20 protein-coding genes are annotated in these 18,381 nt (G+C 42.1%); 6 read left to right on the top strand and 14 right to left on the bottom strand.

Features of this window, described 5'->3' with window-relative positions; all coding sequences use genetic code 11:
* Positions 1-286: 286 nt before the first annotated feature.
* From ACFORE_RS06875 to serS, 5 genes are all read left to right on the top strand, one after another.
* Positions 287-1,279 (top strand): PTS sugar transporter subunit IIB, encoded by a 993-nt coding sequence (locus tag ACFORE_RS06875; RefSeq protein ID WP_154455319.1) that lies wholly within the window; start codon positions 287-289, stop codon positions 1,277-1,279.
* A gap of 137 nt (positions 1,280-1,416) precedes the next feature.
* The gene (locus ACFORE_RS06870) at positions 1,417-2,223 is read left to right on the top strand and encodes a PTS mannose/fructose/sorbose transporter subunit IIC (protein WP_154455320.1); all 807 of its coding nucleotides are present in this window, start codon (positions 1,417-1,419) and stop codon (positions 2,221-2,223) included.
* Between the two features lie 14 nt (positions 2,224-2,237).
* A complete protein-coding gene (locus tag ACFORE_RS06865) occupies positions 2,238-3,149 on the top strand; it encodes a PTS system mannose/fructose/sorbose family transporter subunit IID (protein WP_269725700.1) in 912 nt (303 codons plus the stop codon).
* A gap of 75 nt (positions 3,150-3,224) precedes the next feature.
* The gene (locus tag ACFORE_RS06860; protein ID WP_154455322.1) at positions 3,225-3,587 is read left to right on the top strand and encodes a DUF956 family protein; all 363 of its coding nucleotides are present in this window, start codon (positions 3,225-3,227) and stop codon (positions 3,585-3,587) included.
* A gap of 237 nt (positions 3,588-3,824) precedes the next feature.
* Entirely contained in the window at positions 3,825-5,102 is a 1,278-nt protein-coding gene (serS, locus tag ACFORE_RS06855) for a serine--tRNA ligase (RefSeq protein ID WP_154455323.1), read from the top strand.
* A 126-nt stretch (positions 5,103-5,228) separates the two neighbouring features.
* Here serS and ACFORE_RS06850 read toward each other — a convergent pair whose 3' ends face one another.
* The 14 genes from ACFORE_RS06850 to ACFORE_RS06785 all read right to left on the bottom strand — a co-directional run bounded on the left by ACFORE_RS06850 (position 5,229) and on the right by ACFORE_RS06785 (position 16,745).
* Positions 5,229-6,002 (bottom strand): acetyl-CoA carboxylase carboxyl transferase subunit alpha, encoded by a 774-nt coding sequence (locus tag ACFORE_RS06850; RefSeq protein ID WP_154455324.1) that lies wholly within the window; start codon positions 6,000-6,002, stop codon positions 5,229-5,231.
* The gene (accD, locus tag ACFORE_RS06845) at positions 5,999-6,865 is read right to left on the bottom strand and encodes an acetyl-CoA carboxylase, carboxyltransferase subunit beta (RefSeq protein ID WP_154455325.1); all 867 of its coding nucleotides are present in this window, start codon (positions 6,863-6,865) and stop codon (positions 5,999-6,001) included. The genes ACFORE_RS06850 and accD overlap by 4 nt, the downstream gene beginning before the upstream one ends.
* Before the next feature lie 8 nt (positions 6,866-6,873).
* Positions 6,874-8,244, bottom strand: coding sequence for an acetyl-CoA carboxylase biotin carboxylase subunit (accC, locus tag ACFORE_RS06840; RefSeq protein WP_154455326.1), 1,371 nt, complete (start codon positions 8,242-8,244; stop codon positions 6,874-6,876).
* A 93-nt stretch (positions 8,245-8,337) separates the two neighbouring features.
* Positions 8,338-8,760 carry a 3-hydroxyacyl-ACP dehydratase FabZ gene (fabZ, locus tag ACFORE_RS06835; protein ID WP_154455327.1) on the bottom strand — a complete coding sequence of 141 codons (423 nt, stop codon included), beginning with the start codon at positions 8,758-8,760 and terminating at the stop codon, positions 8,338-8,340.
* Positions 8,757-9,224: an acetyl-CoA carboxylase biotin carboxyl carrier protein gene (gene accB, locus ACFORE_RS06830; protein ID WP_167829315.1), complete on the bottom strand. Its 468-nt coding sequence runs from the start codon at positions 9,222-9,224 to the stop codon at positions 8,757-8,759. The genes fabZ and accB overlap by 4 nt, the downstream gene beginning before the upstream one ends.
* Before the next feature lie 2 nt (positions 9,225-9,226).
* Complete coding sequence (fabF, locus tag ACFORE_RS06825) at positions 9,227-10,459, bottom strand: beta-ketoacyl-ACP synthase II (RefSeq protein WP_154455328.1); 1,233 nt, start codon at positions 10,457-10,459, stop codon at positions 9,227-9,229.
* A gap of 51 nt (positions 10,460-10,510) precedes the next feature.
* On the bottom strand, positions 10,511-11,248 hold the full coding sequence (fabG, locus tag ACFORE_RS06820) for a 3-oxoacyl-[acyl-carrier-protein] reductase (protein WP_154455329.1): 738 nt from the start codon (positions 11,246-11,248) through the stop codon (positions 10,511-10,513).
* A gap of 8 nt (positions 11,249-11,256) precedes the next feature.
* The gene (fabD, locus tag ACFORE_RS06815; protein WP_294427147.1) at positions 11,257-12,177 is read right to left on the bottom strand and encodes an ACP S-malonyltransferase; all 921 of its coding nucleotides are present in this window, start codon (positions 12,175-12,177) and stop codon (positions 11,257-11,259) included.
* A gap of 38 nt (positions 12,178-12,215) precedes the next feature.
* Positions 12,216-13,226: an enoyl-[acyl-carrier-protein] reductase FabK gene (gene fabK, locus ACFORE_RS06810; RefSeq protein ID WP_294427151.1), complete on the bottom strand. Its 1,011-nt coding sequence runs from the start codon at positions 13,224-13,226 to the stop codon at positions 12,216-12,218.
* 108 nt (positions 13,227-13,334) lie between these two features.
* Complete coding sequence (locus ACFORE_RS06805; RefSeq protein ID WP_154455332.1) at positions 13,335-13,559, bottom strand: acyl carrier protein; 225 nt, start codon at positions 13,557-13,559, stop codon at positions 13,335-13,337.
* Positions 13,560-13,620: 61 nt separating this feature from the next.
* Complete coding sequence (locus ACFORE_RS06800; RefSeq protein WP_294427141.1) at positions 13,621-14,595, bottom strand: beta-ketoacyl-ACP synthase III; 975 nt, start codon at positions 14,593-14,595, stop codon at positions 13,621-13,623.
* A 2-nt stretch (positions 14,596-14,597) separates the two neighbouring features.
* The gene (fabT, locus tag ACFORE_RS06795; RefSeq protein ID WP_264879739.1) at positions 14,598-15,032 is read right to left on the bottom strand and encodes a fatty acid biosynthesis transcriptional regulator FabT; all 435 of its coding nucleotides are present in this window, start codon (positions 15,030-15,032) and stop codon (positions 14,598-14,600) included.
* Between the two features lie 91 nt (positions 15,033-15,123).
* Positions 15,124-15,912 (bottom strand): trans-2-decenoyl-ACP isomerase, encoded by a 789-nt coding sequence (gene fabM, locus ACFORE_RS06790; protein ID WP_294592566.1) that lies wholly within the window; start codon positions 15,910-15,912, stop codon positions 15,124-15,126.
* Positions 15,913-16,091: 179 nt separating this feature from the next.
* Positions 16,092-16,745 (bottom strand): HAD family hydrolase, encoded by a 654-nt coding sequence (locus ACFORE_RS06785; RefSeq protein WP_154455335.1) that lies wholly within the window; start codon positions 16,743-16,745, stop codon positions 16,092-16,094.
* Positions 16,746-16,843: 98 nt separating this feature from the next.
* On the opposite strand from ACFORE_RS06785, the gene ACFORE_RS06780 reads away from it, so the two are divergent.
* Positions 16,844-18,205: an aspartate kinase gene (locus tag ACFORE_RS06780; RefSeq protein WP_154455336.1), complete on the top strand. Its 1,362-nt coding sequence runs from the start codon at positions 16,844-16,846 to the stop codon at positions 18,203-18,205.
* Positions 18,206-18,381 lie beyond the last annotated feature (176 nt).

Genomic DNA, 18,381 nt, shown 5'->3' with positions numbered 1-18,381 from the left:
ACTTTTTGTATATACTCAAAAAGGCTCCATAATTTCCATGGTGGATTTACCCACTACAGAAATTATAGAGCCGAAAAAGTAAGGGTTTTTAGTTTACATATTTCTGAAATATTTTCAGGATTTCTGCTATTTTTTCTCAAAAAGCTATTGCATTTTTATTGGAAACGTTTTACAATAAAGTTGTTCTTAAATTTCCTTGAAATGAAAAAGAATGGCCAAGTACGCTTGGAAGGAGATTATTCTTCTTCGTTTCAACGAAAAATATTTAAAAGGAGGAAGAACAAGAATGGGTATCGGTATAATTATTGCCAGCCATGGTAAATTTGCTGAAGGTATTCATCAATCAGGTTCTATGATCTTTGGCGACCAAGAAAAAGTTCAAGTGGTCACTTTTATGCCAAGTGAAGGACCAGATGACTTATACGCACACTTCAACGATGCTATCGCACAATTTGATGCTGATGATGAAATCCTAGTGCTAGCTGACCTTTGGAGCGGTTCTCCATTTAACCAAGCTAGTCGCGTGATGGGTGAAAATCCTGATCGTAAGATGGCTATCATTACAGGTCTTAATTTGCCAATGCTTATCCAAGCCTACACAGAGCGTATGATGGATGCTGACGCAGGTGTGGATAAAGTTGTTGCAAATATCATTAAAGAAGCTAAAGATGGTGTCAAAGCACTACCTGAAGAACTTAACCCTGCTGAAGAAACTGCCGCTGCACCTGCTGCACAAGAAGTACACCAAGGTGCAATCCCAGAAGGGACTGTCATTGGAGATGGTAAACTTAAAATCAATCTTGCTCGTATTGACACACGTCTTCTTCACGGACAAGTTGCGACAAACTGGACACCTGCTTCTAAAGCCGATCGTATCATCGTTGCATCCGATACAGTAGCTAAAGACGAATTACGTAAAAACCTTATCAAACAGGCTGCACCAAACGGTGTTAAAGCAAACGTTGTCCCTATCAAGAAATTGATTGAAGCTGCAAAAGATCCACGTTTTGGTAATACACACGCTCTTATCCTATTTGAAACACCTCAAGAAGCACTTGAAGCTATCGAAGGTGGCGTGCCAATTAAAGAACTAAACGTTGGTTCAATGGCTCACTCAACTGGTAAAACAATGGTTAATAACGTTTTATCTATGGATAAAGACGATGTTGCGACATTTGAAAAATTACGTGATCTTGGTGTAACATTTGACGTTCGTAAAGTTCCTAACGATTCTAAAAAAGATTTGTTTGAACTCATCAAAAAAGCAAATGTACAATAATTTTGGAAGCTACTAAGCATTATCAGGCTGATATCTAAGCTTCATAATCCTCAGTACTCTTATAACTAAGTAAAATTGTCACTGACAGTTTTACCATCGCACATTGAAAACTATTATAGACGAAAGGAACTAGAATAATGTCAATTATTTCTATGATTTTAGTCGTTGTGATTGCTTTCTTCGCTGGTTTGGAAGGTATCCTCGACGAATTCCAATTCCACCAACCGCTAGTTGCCTGTACATTGATTGGTCTTGTAACAGGACACCTTGAAGCTGGTATTATCCTTGGTGGTTCACTTCAAATGATTGCTCTTGGTTGGGCGAACATTGGTGCCGCAGTTGCGCCTGACGCTGCCCTTGCTTCTGTTGCTGCCGCAATCATCATGGTTAAAGGTGGCGACTTCACTCACAATGGTATCGGGGTTGCAACAGCAACTGCTATCCCTCTTGCCGTTGCCGGACTTTTCCTTACAATGCTTGTTCGTACAGCTTCTGTTGCCTTGATTCACGGTGCTGACGCTGCTGCAAAAGAAGGAAATATCGCTGCGGTTGAACGTACTCACTTAGTTGCCTTGTTCCTTCAAGGTATTCGTATCGCTATCCCAGCCGCACTTCTTCTAGCTGTTCCTACTTCAGCTGTACAATCAGTGCTTAACGCTATGCCAGCATGGTTGTCAGGTGGTATGGCCGTTGGTGGTGGTATGGTTGTTGCCGTAGGTTATGCTATGGTTATCAACATGATGGCTACAAGCGAAGTTTGGCCTTTCTTTGCCATCGGTTTTGCTCTTGCTGCCATTTCTGATCTTACTCTTATCGCCCTTGGTGCTATTGGTGTTGCAGTTGCCTTCATCTACCTTAACCTTTCTGAAAAAGGTGGAAACGGTGGCGGCGGAACTTCTACTGGTTCTGGTGACCCAATTGGCGATATCTTGGAAGACTACTAGAGAGGGGTACTATAATGGCTGAAAAATTGCAATTATCACAATCTGATCGCCGAAAAGTTTGGTGGCGTTTAACGTTCCTTCAAGGTTCTTGGAACTACGAACGTATGCAAAACTTAGGTTGGGCTTATGCCTTGATGCCTGCGATCAAAAAACTTTACACAACTAAAGAAGATCGTGCCGCTGCTCTTGAGCGTCACTTGGAATTCTTCAACACACACCCATACGTAGCTGCTCCAATCATGGGGGTTACAATGGCGCTTGAAGAAGAACGTGCTAACGGTGCAGAAATCGACGATACTGCTATCCAAGGGGTTAAAATCGGTATGATGGGACCGCTTGCCGGTGTTGGTGACCCAGTCTTCTGGTACACTGTACGTCCTATCTTGGGAGCTCTTGGTGCTTCACTTGCTCTTGCTGGTAACATCATGGGACCAATCATCTTCTTCCTTGGTTGGAACATCATCCGTATGGCTTTCCTATGGTACACACAAGAAATCGGATACCGTGCAGGTTCTAACATCACTAAAGACTTGTCTGGTGGTATCATCCAAAAAATCACTAAAGGGGCTTCAATCCTCGGTATGTTCATCCTCGCGGTGCTTGTTGAACGTTGGGTATCTGTAGCATTTACAATCAACCTTCCTTCAACAACACTTTCAGAAGGTGCATACATCAACTTCCCTAAAGGTGACGTTACTGGTCCACAGCTTCAAAAAATTCTCGGTGAAGTTGCTAGCGGACTTAGCTTAACTTCTGAACAAACAAACACTTTACAAGGACAATTGGATTCATTGATTCCTGGTTTGATGGGACTTCTTCTTACATTCCTTTGCATGTGGTTGCTTAAGAAGAAAATCTCTCCAATCACAATCATCATCGCATTGTTCATCGTTGGTATTGCAGCTCGATTCTTCGGAATCATGTAATAAACGAAAAAGAGGGAGTAACATCCTTCTTTTTTTATGCTATAATGAAAGCATAAGTAGTGTTAAGGAGTTTATATGGCACAATCAATCAATTCTACCGTCGAATTCACCACAACTGGCGTTTCTTATTTAGGTCTTGGTGGGAAAGTCGGCAAATTTCTATTAGGTGACAAGGGAATCGAATTTTACAATGATGCTAATGTCGAAGATTACATTCAAATCCCATGGACAAGTATTGAAAAAATTGGTGCCAACGTCACCCGAAATAAAGTCAGCCGACATTTTGAAATCTTTACCGATAAAGGAAAATTTCTCTTTGCCTCAAAAGATTCTGGAAAAATTCTAAAAGTAGCTCGTCAACATATTGGCAATGACAAAGTGGTTCGTATGCTAACACTTGTCCAAACCATTGCCAGACGATTTGTCAAAAAACAATAATTTTTGTATAATAGTAGCGTACGGATAAGTAGATTTGAAACTCTTTCAGAAAGTCTGCGGGAGCTGCGAGCAGATAGAGGGACAAGGTCGAAATTCTACCGTTAACGCATTCAAATAAGGAAATTAAGTGCACAGATGTGAAGCTGGATGGAACCGCGCTCAGGCGCTCCAGCAGCTACTCATCTGTGCTTTTTTGTTCATCAAGACGGTGGGCAAAATCATTTTGGAGGATATCTTATGTTAGACATTAAACGTATTCGTAATGATTTTGACGAAGTGGCTCAAAAATTAGCGACTCGTGGCGTTGCTGCTGAAAAATTGGCTGAGTTAAAAGAACTCGATGACAAACGCCGTGAATTGCTTGTCAAATCAGAATCAGCAAAAGCTGAACGTAACACAGCTTCTGCTGCTATCGCTCAAGCGAAACGCAACAAAGAAGATGCATCTGAACAAATCGCAGCGATGCAAGCTTTATCAGCTGAAATCAAAGCAACTGACGCTGAACTAGCTGACATTGACGAAAAATTAGCTGAATTCACTACTACATTGCCAAACATTCCTTCTGAGGGCGTACCTGTAGGTACTGACGAAAATGACAATGTGGAAGTGCGTCGTTGGGGAACACCACGCGATTTTCATTTTGACATCAAAGCTCACTGGGACCTTGGTGAAGACCTTGGTATTCTTGATTGGGAACGTGGTGCCAAAGTAACTGGTTCTCGCTTCCTTTTCTACAAAGGACTTGGTGCTCGCTTAGAACGTGCCCTTTACAACTTCATGTTGGACGAACACGCTAAAGAAGGTTATACAGAAGTCATTCCACCATACATGGTCAACCACGATTCTATGTTTGGTACTGGACAATATCCTAAATTTAAAGAAGATACTTTTGAATTAGCTGATTCAGACTATGTTTTGATTCCAACAGCTGAAGTTCCTTTGACAAACTATTACCGCGGTGAAATCCTTGATGACAAAGAATTGCCTGTCTACTTCACTGCCATGAGCCCTTCATTCCGTTCAGAAGCAGGCTCTGCTGGTCGTGACACGCGTGGTTTGATTCGCTTGCACCAATTCCACAAAGTTGAAATGGTGAAATTCTCTAAACCAGAAACATCATACGATGAATTGGAAAAAATGGTTGCCAATGCTGAAAATATCCTTCAAAAACTTGGACTTCCATACCGTGTGATTACCCTATGTACTGGCGACATGGGCTTCTCAGCTGCTAAAACTTACGACTTGGAAGTTTGGATTCCAGCTCAAAACACTTACCGTGAAATTTCAAGCTGTTCAAATACCGAAGATTTCCAAGCTCGTCGTGCCCAAATCCGTTACCGTGACGAAGCAGATGGTAAAGTGAAATTACTCCACACGCTTAACGGTTCAGGTCTTGCAGTTGGACGTACTGTTGCTGCTATTCTTGAAAACTACCAAAACGAAGACGGTTCAGTGACTATTCCTGAAGTCCTTCGTCCATATATGGGTGGCGTTGACGTTATCGCTCCAAAATAAGCCGCACCACTGTAAAAAGCCTTGCTCGCAAAACGAGTAAGGCTTTTTGTCTGCTCAAAAAAAGAAATAGTATAAAAGCATTTTAGGATTTAAAATACTTCTATGCTACTTCCTTTGAATGGCTTTTTAATATTTTCTAAAACGTTGGTAACGGTTTTCTAGCAAGGTATCAAGCGGTAACTGACTCAAACGCTCTAATTCTGTTATCAGGTTCTGCTTAATCATATCGACGATTTCACTTGAGAAATAACCGTGCTCAGGGATAACCTTATCAACAACACCCATATTGAGCAATTCTCCTGCTGTTATTTTCATCAATTGAGCGGCTTCTGAGGCACGAGAGCCGTCTTTCCACAAGATAGAGGCAAAGCCTTCTGGACTTAAAATCGCGTACATGCTGTGTTCTAGCATCCAAACTTGGTCTGCGACAGCCAAAGCCAAGGCACCACCTGATCCACCTTCACCAATGATAATGGCAATAATAGGCACTTTCAAATCACTCATTTCCAAGAGATTGCGAGCAATAGCCTCACCTTGACCACGTTCTTCCGCCCCAACACCAGGGTAAGCACCTGCGGTATTGATAAAAGTCACCACGGGACGGCCAAATTTTTCTGCTTGTTTCATCAAGCGTAGCGCCTTACGGTAACCTTCAGGATTGGGTTGCCCAAAATTACGTTTGAGATTTTCTTGCAACTGTTTGCCCTTTTGAATACCGATAACCGTCACAGGACGACCGTCCAAACGAGCAATGCCACCAACAACCGCACCATCATCTGCAAAATGGCGATCACCATGCAGTTCGATAAAATCATCAAAAATCAATTGAGCATAGTCAAAAGTCGTCAAACGCCCTTGGTCCCGTGCTTCTTTTAAAATTCTCGAAACGTCTGATCTCATCTTTCACCTCCATGTAGTGCAACAAGCATCGCAATCATCTCTGGCAATTCTGTCCTATTGATAATGGTATCCACAAATCCATGCTCTAAAAGAAATTCGGCTTTTTGGAAATTATCTGGTAGTTGCTCACGAACGGTATTTTCAATCACACGACGGCCAGCAAAGCCCACAAGAGCTTGCGGTTCTGCGATAATAATATCGCCTTCCATGGCAAAACTAGCGGTCACCCCACCCGTTGTTGGGTCTGTCAAAATGGTCAAATAAAATAACCCTGCATTTGAATGGCGTTTGACGGCTGCAGAAATTTTAGCCATTTGCATCAAGCTCATGATACCTTCTTGCATTCGCGCACCGCCTGAAGCCGTAAAGAGCACAACAGGCAGTTCTTGGGCTGTCGCTAATTCAAATAAACGCGTGATTTTTTCACCAACCACCGTTCCCATAGACGCCATGATAAAATTCGAATCCATGATACCAAGAGCAACTTTTTGCCCCTTAATAGTCGCAAGTCCTGTCAAAACTGCTTCGTCAAGCCCTGTTTTTTCACGTGCTGCGGCTAATTTTTCCTGATAACCTGGAAAATGAAGGGGGTCTGTGGTTTCTAAACCTGTGAACAATTCTTCAAAACTGCCTTCGTCAACGGTAATCGCCAAACGTTCCTTGGCTGAAATGCGGAAATTATACGAACAACTTGGGCAGATTTTGGCAGTTCCCAAATCTTTTTGGTAAATCATGTGCTTACAAGCGGGACACTTAGCAAACAATTCATCAGGTACTTCAGGCATTTCTCTCTTAACGCCTGTTTTCAACGAATTATTGGGAGTAATGCGAATGTATTTATCTTTTTTATTAAACAGTGGCATAAGCTCTCCTAATCATTGTCTTTATTGTAGTTGGGTAAAAAGGTTTCCATCAAAAATGAGGTATCGTAATCCCCAGCAATAACGTGCTCATCTGAAATCAAGTCCATCTGAAAATCTGCATTCGTAGTAACACCCACGATTTCTAATTCATAGAGAGCACGCTGCATTTTCATCAAGGCATCAAAACGATTATCACCGTGGACGATGATTTTAGCAATCATGCTGTCATAATAAAGCGGAATGGTGTAGCCGTTATACATAGCAGAATCCACACGCAAGCCCACACCACCACTTGGCAAATACAAGTCTGTGATTTTTCCAAGGCTTGGAGCAAAATTAAACTTAGGATTTTCAGCATTGATACGGCATTCAATGGCATGACCTGAAATCGTCACATCGTCTTGGGTTAAGGATAAAGGTTGACCTGCTGCGATGCGAATTTGTTCCTTGACAATATCAACTCCGGTTACAAATTCTGTCACAGGATGTTCCACCTGAACACGGGTATTCATTTCCATAAAGTAAAAAGCTGATGTCTTTTCATCAAGCAAGAACTCTATCGTACCAGCATTTTCGTAATGAACAGCTTTGGCAGCACGCACGGCCGCTTGACCAATCTGATGACGCAAGGTTTTCCCGATGGCAACAGATGGGCTTTCTTCCAAAACTTTTTGGTTATTGCGTTGCAAAGAGCAGTCCCGCTCACCCAAGTGAATCACATGACCGTAAGAATCCCCTAAAATCTGAACCTCGATATGTCTAGCGGGATAGATGACTTTTTCGATGTACATGGCACCATTACCAAAGGCTGCCAAGGCTTCTTGGGACGCTGATTCAAAGGCTGGAATGAGGTCCTCGGCAGAATTTACCTTGCGAATCCCTTTTCCACCGCCACCAGCAGAAGCTTTTAACATCACTGGATAACCCAGATAATTAGCCACTTCAAGGGCTTCTTGGGTAGTATGCACCTCGCCATCAGAACCAGGAATCACAGGAACGTCTGCCGCAATCATTTCGGAACGCGCGTTGATTTTATCCCCCATCTTATCCATCACTTTGGCACTTGGCCCGATAAAGCTAATATGCATTTCTTCGCACATGGTTGCAAATTTGGAATTTTCACTTAAAAAACCAAAACCTGGGTGAATGGCTTCTGCACCTGTGACAATAGCAGCTGACAAGACAGCATTCATATTCAGATAAGAATCCGTTGAACAAGCTGGACCGATGCAAATGGCTTCATCAGCTAAAATCGTATGCAACGATTCTTTATCCACCTCTGAATAGACAGCGACCGTATGGATGCCCAATTCACGCGCCGCACGAATAATTCGCACCGCAATCTCACCTCGATTGGCAATTAGTATTTTTTTAAACATGCGTCTGCTTTTATCCTCCTATCAGGAATTGCTTTCTTGCAATCCTTGTCCAAATGCTTTTTCTAGCTGAATTAACACTAAACGATAGGCCTTTTACTGACCAATCGCAAAGGTCAAGGTACCAGAAGCCGCTAATTTCCCATCTACTTCTGCCTTGGCTTCCACCACGGCAATTGTGCCACGGCGTTTGACAAATGTCGCTGTCATCACCAATTGGTCCCCTGGAACAACTTGCTTTTTAAAACGAACCTTGTCCATACCCGCATAAAAGACCAATTTACCTTTATTTTCTTCCTTTGATAATTCTAACACACCTGCGGTCTGTGCCAAAGCCTCCATAATGAGAACCCCTGGCATAACAGGATAGTCTGGAAAATGACCATTGAAAAAAGGTTCATTGATGGTCACATTTTTAATAGCTACAATCTTATCATCGCTGGCTTCTAGCACGCGGTCAACCAAAAGCATTGGGTAACGATGTGGCAAAGCCTCACGAATTTGTTTGATATCAATCATTTAATACGCACCAATCCTTGTCCAAATTCAACAACTTCTTCATTAGTAACCATGATTTCAGTGACAATCCCATCTTTTGGAGCAGGGATTTCATTCATGACTTTCATGGCTTCAATAATCAGCAAGGTTTGCCCCTTTTTAACCGTGTCCCCAACAGAAACAAAGGCTGGTTTATCAGGAGCTGGCGCTAAATACGCCACCCCAACAAGAGGACTAGTCACTTCATCTCCTTCGACAAGAGGCGTTTCTTCTGTTTCGCTCACTGCTTCTGCATCTGATGAAGATGGAGAAGAAACAACTGGAGCAACTGTCACCGCATTAACTGGCGGAACTGCCACTGGTTGAGGAGCTGTGTATTCATTTTTACTAAAGCTCAACTCAGCCTCTCCCGTTTTAAATGAGAATTCACGCAGACTTGATTGGTCAAATTGCGCCATCAAATCCTTCACTTCTGAAATATTCACAACTACGCCTCCCAACGTTTAAATGCTAGCACCGCATTGTGCCCACCAAATCCAAAGGTATTCGAAATAGCATAGGCTATATCTGCTTCTTGTCCTTGACCATAAACAACATTTGCCTCGATATCTTCTGACAATTCACGCGTACCAGCCGTCATTGGAATATAGCTATGACGCATGGCTTCGATGGTCGCAATCGCTTCAACGGCACCCGCTGCACCAAGAAGGTGACCTGTAAATGATTTAGTTGATGATACAGGCACTTCTTTTCCAAGAACAGTAACAATGGCCTTGCTTTCGCCTTTTTCATTGGCTTGTGTTGACGTACCATGGGCATTGACATAATCCACTTGCTCAGGAGCAATACCCGCCTCATCAATAGCTAACTGAATGGCTTTCGCAGCACCTGAACCGTCTGGAGTTGGCGTGGTTTGGTGATAAGCATCGCAGTTGCTACCATAACCCACAACTTCTGCCAAAATAGTTGCCCCACGTTTTTGAGCGTGTTCAAGGCTTTCAAGGACAAGCACACCAGCACCTTCACCCATCACAAACCCATTGCGGTCTTTGTCAAATGGAATAGCAGAACGAGCTGGGTCTTCGGTTGTTGACAAAGCTGTCAAAGCATTAAACCCACCAATACCAATTTCATTAATCGTTGATTCTGCTCCACCAGCTAAAATCACATCATGGTAACCAAATTTGATTTCACGGAAAGCTTCACCAATCGCATCATTTGAAGAGGCACAAGCCGTTGTAACAGATTTGCAGACACCACGCGCACCAATACGCAAGGCAATATTACCTGCCGCCATATTAGAAAGAGCTTTAGGAATGAACATTGGTTGAATGCGTCGAATGCCTTTGTCATGCATACGGATAACTTGCTCTTGCAGTTCTTGCAAACCACCGATACCAGATGACACAATCACCCCCGTGCGGTCACGGTCAACCGTTTCCATATCCAAATTAGCATGTTCAAGTGCCTCTAAAGCGGCATAAATAGCATAAAGAGAATATTGGTCCATGCGGTTTCTATCTTTACGAACAAAGTATTGATCAAAGGGAAAATCGTGGATTTCACCTGCATTGTGAACGGGAATGTCTGACGTATCAAATTTAGTAATCGGTCCAATACCAATCTTGCCTTGATAAAGGCTATCCCAAAATGCTTCAGGGGTATTTCCGATTGGTGATGTCACCCCATAACCTGTCACTACAACTCTATTTAATGTCATGTTTATCTCCTTTAAAAGAGGAATCCTTACTGTCTTACTAAGCTGGCTGCCTTAAGATTGCATGGTCATGCCACCATCGATAGCAATCACTTGACCTGTCAAATAATCTTGTTCTGCTAAAAAGGTTGCAACGGTAGCAACTTCTTCCGCTTTTCCAATCCGTTTCATCGGAATATTGGCAACAATAGCCTTTTGCATTTTTTCTGGAATGACGTCCGTCATGTAAGAAGCGATGAAACCTGGCGCAATAGCATTCACACGGATACCACGCGCAGCCACTTCACGCGCCACTGATTTGGTGAAACCAATCAAACCAGCTTTTGAGGCCGCATAATTGGCTTGCCCAACATTACCCGTTAAGCCAACGACACTTGATATATTAATGATAACGCCTTGACGTGCTCGTGTCATCGGTTTTAAGACGGATTGTGTCATGTTAAAGGCACCTGTTAAGTTAACCTTCAAAACCGATTCAAAATCTTCTTCCGTCATTTTCAAGACCAATTTGTCATTGGTGATGCCAGCATTATTGACCAAAATATCAACAGAGCCCAAACGCTCAATAGCTTCATCCACCATGCGTTTAGCTTCTTCAGCCTGTGAAATATCGCCTGTAATAGCAATGGCCTGACCAGGATAAGCTTGAAAGCTTTCTAAAATCTCTGGCGCCACTTGTGAGCGACCGTTGAGGACAACATTTGCCCCAAGGCTAGCAAATTGATGGGCAATCGCCAAACCAATGCCCCTCGTAGAACCCGTGATAAAAACATTTTTATTTTGGATTGTCATGATATCTCCTAATTCTGCAATAATTCGTCTAAATCAGCTACACTTTCAACAGCTCTCGTTGGAATGGTCTTGTCAATTTTTCGCAAAAAGCCACTGAGGACTTTTCCAGGACCAATCTCGATAACCTCAGTCATGCCAAGTTCACGCATGGTTACTATGGAATCGTAAAAACGCACAGGTTCCTTGACTTGCCTTGCCAACAAGGGCTTGATGTCGTCATGTCGCATCACCTTAGCCTCGGTATTGCCCACCAGCGGAATGTGAAAATCAGCAAAACTCACCGTTTCAAGCACTTTGGCTAATTGTTGGCTCGCTGGTTCCAATAAGCCCGTATGGAAAGGACCTGACACTTTCAAAGGAATCAAACGTTTCACACCTGCTTCTTTGAGCAATTCAACCGCAGCATTCACGGCTGCTGTTTCTCCACCAATTACAATTTGGCTAGGTGTGTTGTAATTAGCTGGGGTTACAATACCCTTGACTAAAGCCTTTTGGCACATCTCCTCAATCAAGTCAGCATCAGCGTTCATCACAGCCACCATCTTGCCAGTTCCTTGCGGAGCTGCCGTTTCCATAAATTCACCGCGTTTGGCAACCAAGGCCACCGAATCTTCAAAATCCAAGGCACCTGAAGCTACCAAGGCTGAATATTCACCAAGTGAAAGCCCCGCTACCATATCAGGCTCGAAGCCTTTTTCTTGAAGCAAACGAAAAATAGCAATGGAAGTTGTCAAAATAGCAGGCTGTGTGTAGCGGGTTTGGTTCAACTTTTCATCATCTGTATCAATCAGCTGACGAAGGTCATACCCAAGAACAGCACTCGCTTGTTGAAACGTTTCTCTCACAATAGGATAAGCCGCATACAAATCGCTTGCCATTCCTGATTTTTGTGCCCCCTGACCTGCAAATAAAAAGGCAGTTGTCGTCATTAAACCCTCCTATACGGCAGACGTATCTCTAACGTCCTTTAGTTTTCTACCTCACTATCAGACCAGCGTTTAGCTTCCGCCAAAATAACCTCTTTGGCGCCATAGTAAAGGTCTTTCAAAATATCTTCACACGTTTCTTCTTTGGCAATAAGCCCTGCGATTTGCCCAGCCATAACAGAACCCATGGTCACATCACCATCCACAACGGCATTGCGTAAAGCACCTGCCCCCAAAGCTTCGATATCTTCTGCAGTTTTACGTCCAACCAAGAAATCTTTTTCCGCATGGGCATACGAAGTGGTTAATTTATTTTTGATGGCACGCACAGGGTGTCCCACAACAGTGGCAGATACCACAGTGTCAATATCTTTAGCTTTTAAAATCTTATCTTTAAATTGCTGGTGCGCATTTGACTCTTTGGCCACTACAAAACGCGTTCCCACTTGAATAGCTTCTGCTCCAAGCATAAAGACAGCAGCTGCACCACGACCATCACCAATACCACCAGCTCCAATAACTGGAATATCAACCGCGTCAACCACTTGACGAACCAAGGTCATTGTTGTCAATTTACCAATGTGACCGCCAGCTTCCATACCTTCTGCAATCACAGCATCCGCGCCCAATTTTTCCATGCGTCTTGCCAAAGCAACACTTGGAACCACGGGAATAACCGTAATTCCTGCCTCATGAAAACGTTCCATGTATTTTCCAGGATTTCCAGCGCCTGTCGTTACGACTTTGACCCCTTCTTCAATGACCAAATCCACAATATCATCAACAAAAGGTGACAAGAGCATAATATTCACACCAAAAGGTTTATCTGTTATCGTTCTAACCTTGTCAATATTGGCTTTAACGACTTCTTTTGGGGCATTACCACCACCAATAATCCCTAAACCACCAGCATTTGAAACGGCTCCTGCCAAATCACCGTCAGCAACCCAAGCCATTCCCCCCTGAAAAACAGGGTATTGGATATTTAATAACTCTGTAATACGTGTTTTCATCTTTAACCTTCTAAATCCACAGTCAGACAATAATTTGATAATCAAACTATAACCATAAGAAGAGAAGGAGCAGGATATGAACTAGCTAACTAGCCATATCCTACGCCTCCTTTCGTCAATATAACATTGATTTTGACTTAAACGCTATTATTTTGTTTTTTCTTCTACGTAAGCAACCAAGTCACCAACTGTGTTAAGACCATCTTCAGATTCGATTTGGATATCAAATGCATCTTCAATTTCTGAAATCACTTGGAAAACATCAAGTGAGTCTGCATCAAGGTCTTCAAAAGTTGTGTCCATTTTAACTTCTTCTGGTTCTTTACCAAGTTCTTCAACGATAATTTCTTGTACTTTTTCAAATACTGCCATGATGATTTTCTCCTTAAAAATAAATACAATATATTTCCTGTACGAACGTACAAGTAGTTAACTAAATTTTAACAATTAGATTTCCCCATGTCAAACCTCCACCAAAAGCAGAGAATAAAACCGTTTGTGAGCCATCTAATGCAATGATACCTTTATCCACTGACTCTGATAATAAAATAGGAATACTTGCTGCACTGGTATTACCATAAGCCATCATATTGGCTGGCAATTTCTCCATGCTAACCCCTAATTTTTTAGCCATTTTGTTCAAGATTCTGATATTGGCTTGATGTAGGAACAAGTAGTCTAAATCCTCGATGGATAAGCTAGCGTCTGCGACCAATTGTTTAATGCTCTTTGGCACATCGCGAATCGCAAAATCAAAAATCGCACGACCGTCCATCTGGAGGTATTTTTCATCTGAAGTTGTGTCAGAAAATGGAGAGGATAAGCCAACCAATCCAGAGGTCAAACTGCCGCCGCGGCTACCGTCTGTATGAAGGGACTCTGCCAAAAAGTGCTTTGTATCGCTTGCTTCAAGCAAAACACCGCCAGCACCATCACCAAAGAGAACCGAACTACTACGGTCAGACCAATCCAAGGTTTTTGATAAGGTTTCCGCACCAATGACGAGACCTCTTTGATACAGACCAGATTGGATAAATTTATCCGCCGTTGCTAAAGCAAAGACAAAACCACTGCAAGCCGCCGTCATATCCATTCCAAATGCATTGCTTGCTCCGATATTGGCTTGAATACGCGCTGCCGTTGAAGGCATCAAGCTATCTGGTGTAATGGTCGCTACGATGATAAAATCAATAGCTTGCGCTGACAAGCCAGATTGCTTTAGCAATTGTTGAGCCACTTGCGTTCCCAAATCGCTGGTCGTTTCCTCACGAGTGATGTGACGCTCCCTAATACCTGTTCGTGATGAAATCCATTCATCACTGGTATCCATAATCTGCGATAAATCATCATTGCTAATAATCTGTTCAGGAGCATAAGCTGCCACCTGAGTTATTTTTGAAAATGCCATGATTACATTAACTCCTCAAGAAACTTATGAAGATTTTTAAGAACTTGTGCCAAAGCTTCAAATTCCTGTTCATTCATATCTTCAGCGATATGAATTACCATATTTTTATGAAACTTGCGGTGGAGCCTATCTAACAGTTTCCCTTTTTTTGTCAAAGTCAAGTGAACAACGCGACGGTCCAGCTTTGAACGTTTTCTCTCAATGTAGCCTTTCGCCTCGAGCTTGTTTAAACTAGTCGTCACAGTGCCTAGGGTTAACATCAATTCCCTAGCAATATCACTTGGTGTCACATTGGTATTTTTGCCAATAATTTCAATGGTGTGCATCTCTTTCAAAGAAACGTCACTGAACTGGCTCGTTCTCAAACTCGTTTCTTCGATAACTTGAACACGATTAAAAATATCAACAAGATAATCATTGATTCTATTATAATCCAAAGGACCACCTCCAAGAAAAAACTTTGGCGCTCAAATTATATCAAAGTGCTAATTAATTTGCAAGCCTTTAAACAGTCTTGAACGTTACGTCTTATTTTCCTGAAAATTTTGGACGTCGTTTCTCAGAAAAAGCCAGCACGCCTTCTTTGAAATCTTCCTTAAAGGCCAAATCTTCTTGTAGTCGCAATTCTAAAGCCGTGTAATCTTGCCAATCCTCAAACGAAGCCTTCCAAGACATTTCCTTGATAGCACGATAAGAATTGATTGAACCACGGAGCAGACGTTTGCAAAGTTGTTGGGTGGTTTTCTCTAATTGGTCTGATTCACACAAGCGGTAAACAATCCCATATTCATAGGCTTTTTCCGCATTTAAAGCTTCACCTGTCAAAGCTAATTGATTGGCACGATTGGCACCGATAGCACGGCTCATCAACAAAAGTCCTCCTGCATCAGGAGCCAACCCCACACCGACGAAAGCTTGAATAAATTTGACTTTATTGCTGGCTACCACAAAATCAGCTGCCACTGCCATATTAGCAGCCGCACCAGCTACCGCACCGTCAATACTCATAATAACCAGTTTGGGCAATTGTTTTATGGCAAAGGAAATCTGATTGACCAAATGGGCAATATCAACCAGTGAAGCAATGTTGTCCGCATCCACTGCGTGCTTCATTTCCACCAAATCACCGCCGACAGAAAAGACCTTCCCAACAGCCTTGATAACCAAAAGCTTGACAGTCGAATCCTGCTTTACCTTTTCCAAAACATCCAAGATTTCTTGGCAAACAGGAATATTAAATCCATTTGAAATATCAGGACGATTCAACGTTAAAATCGCCACTTCCCCCGCTTCATAAATAATATGACTATATGACATACAAAAACCTCTATCAAAAAATACTTTGATAATTTAATTATTTTAGTGATTGCTATTCTATCATAACTATGATTATTTTTCAAAAGAAAAAAGGAAATTTATGAAAAATAATTTGATATTTTAATAATTTAGTATTCAAATTAAATAGACTAAAAAAAGAGGTGAAACCTCTTTTTTCACTATGTTAACTGCGTCACATCCTGCAATAATTGCCCTAAATCCGTCAACAAACGACTGGCTTTGCTTTGGTCCATGCCAAACATACGGTCCTCAATCGCCCAAACAGGTAAATGGGCTGACGTCGCCGCCTGAATGCCTTTCTCACTATCTTCCACTACAATTGCCTCATCACAAGAAACATCTAATTTCTTAATAGCTGCCTCATAGATGTCAGGATACGGTTTTCCTCGTGAAAATTCCTCCCCTGATAAGACAACAGAAAAGTAATCGCGAATACCTGCTTCGTCTAAAGCCCTTAAAATATCAGGTTTTGAAGTGCTAGAGGCCAAGCCTAAAGCATAACCCATCTCTTTTAAAGCTTGAACCACACGAACCGTATCAGGGAAAATCAGATCCTTATAAGGAAGTGGGTGCTGTGCCTTATACTGAGCATATTCAGCTTGTAACTGCGCCACATCCCAATTCTCATAATCATCACCTAAAATAGCCTGCCAAATGTGCTTGGTATTATCCCCAATAAAAAAACGAGGAGGCAAATGGTCGATGCTAATCCCTTTTTCCTTTAGAAAAGTTTTTCGTCTGTTGTAGTAAAAGGTTTCAGTGTCAAATAAAACACCATCCATATCAAAAATAATCGCTTTAATAGTTTCCATTCTCCTATTATACTACACTAGCCCTTTATTGTAAAAAGTACTGACAAGTTGTCAGAATTTTGTTATAATAACATACAAATTTACATTTGGGAGTCATTATGAAAGTCATCAAATTTGGAGGTAGTTCACTTGCCTCCGCTGAACAACTCAAAAAAGTATTGGATATTGTTACATCTGATCCTGAACGACGTTTTGTCATCGTTTCAGCACCAGGTAAGCGCCACTCAGAAGACACAAAAGTAACCGACGCACTGATTAAATACTATAAAAATTACGTTGCTGGAAATGATGTCACTGCGTCACAAAAATGGATTATCGATCGTTACCAAGCCATTGCCGATGAACTCGGCTTATCACCTGCTATCATGACTAAGATTAGTACAGCAATCAAACAGTTGGCTACGTTACCGATCGAAGACAACGCTTTTTTATACGATACCTTTTTAGCAGCCGGCGAGGATAACAATGCCAAACTTGTTGCAGAATACTTTAGAAAAAATGGGCTTTCATCTCGCTACATGCACCCTAAAGAAGCAGGTATTATCGTATCAAGCGAACCTAGCAATGCGCGTATTTTACCGTCAAGTTATGATAAACTTGAAGCCTTACAAGAACTGGATGAAGTTATTGTCATTCCTGGATTTTTCGGAGTGACTGTTGATGGCAATGTCTGCACATTCTCTCGTGGCGGTTCAGATATTTCAGGCTCAATTGTTGCCGCTGGGGTAAAAGCAGACCTTTATGAAAACTTCACGGATGTCGATGGTATTTTTGCCGCACACCCAGGAGTTGTCCACAAACCACACACCATCAAAGAACTCACTTACAGAGAAATGCGTGAGCTTGCCTACGCAGGATTTTCCGTTCTCCATGACGAAGCACTCATTCCTGCTTACCGTGGTAAAATTCCATTAGTCATTAAAAACACTAACAACCCAAATCATCCTGGTACACGCATTACCCTTAAAAATACAAGTAACAATGCTCCTGTTATTGGTATCGCAGCCGATGATAACTTTGCAAGTATCAACATGTCTAAATACCTCATGAACCGCGAGGTCGGGTTTGGTCGCAAAGTACTGCAAATTCTAGAAGAATTGAACATTCGCTGGGAACATATGCCAACAGGAATTGACGATATGTCAATCATTGTCCGCGAACGTGAACTAACGCCTATTAAAGAGCAAGAAATCACCACCTACCTCACACGCGAATTAGGGGTCGATGAAGTGGATATCGAACATGGCCTTTCAATTATCATGATTGTTGGTGAAGATATGAAAAACCATATCGGGGTGACTGCAACAGCAACTAAAGCACTGTCTGAAAAACACATCAACCTCGAAATGATTTCACAAGGTTCTAGCGAAGTTTCAGTCATGTTTGTAACGCAAACCGAACACGAAAAACAAGCCGTACGTGCTCTATACAAAGCCTTTTTCCAACCAGAAGAAGATTAATCAAAAGTCAGCATTAGTGTAATGCTGACTTTTTCTATTCCTTAAAGTCCAGAAAGAAAGGTTCAATGCTTCTAAGAAAAGCACTCTTGCCTTTAAAGCGTTTCCCACGCATCACACGATCCAATTTTGACACACCTTCTGCCCCAAAAGTTTGACGCAAAGCTGTTAAACTATCT

The sequence above is a fragment of the Streptococcus alactolyticus genome (assembly GCF_042649785.1).
GTDB classification, from domain to species: Bacteria; Bacillota; Bacilli; order Lactobacillales; family Streptococcaceae; genus Streptococcus; species Streptococcus alactolyticus.
The sequence above is the reverse complement of the archived record's forward strand: the minus strand, read 5'-3'. Positions and strand labels throughout refer to the sequence as shown.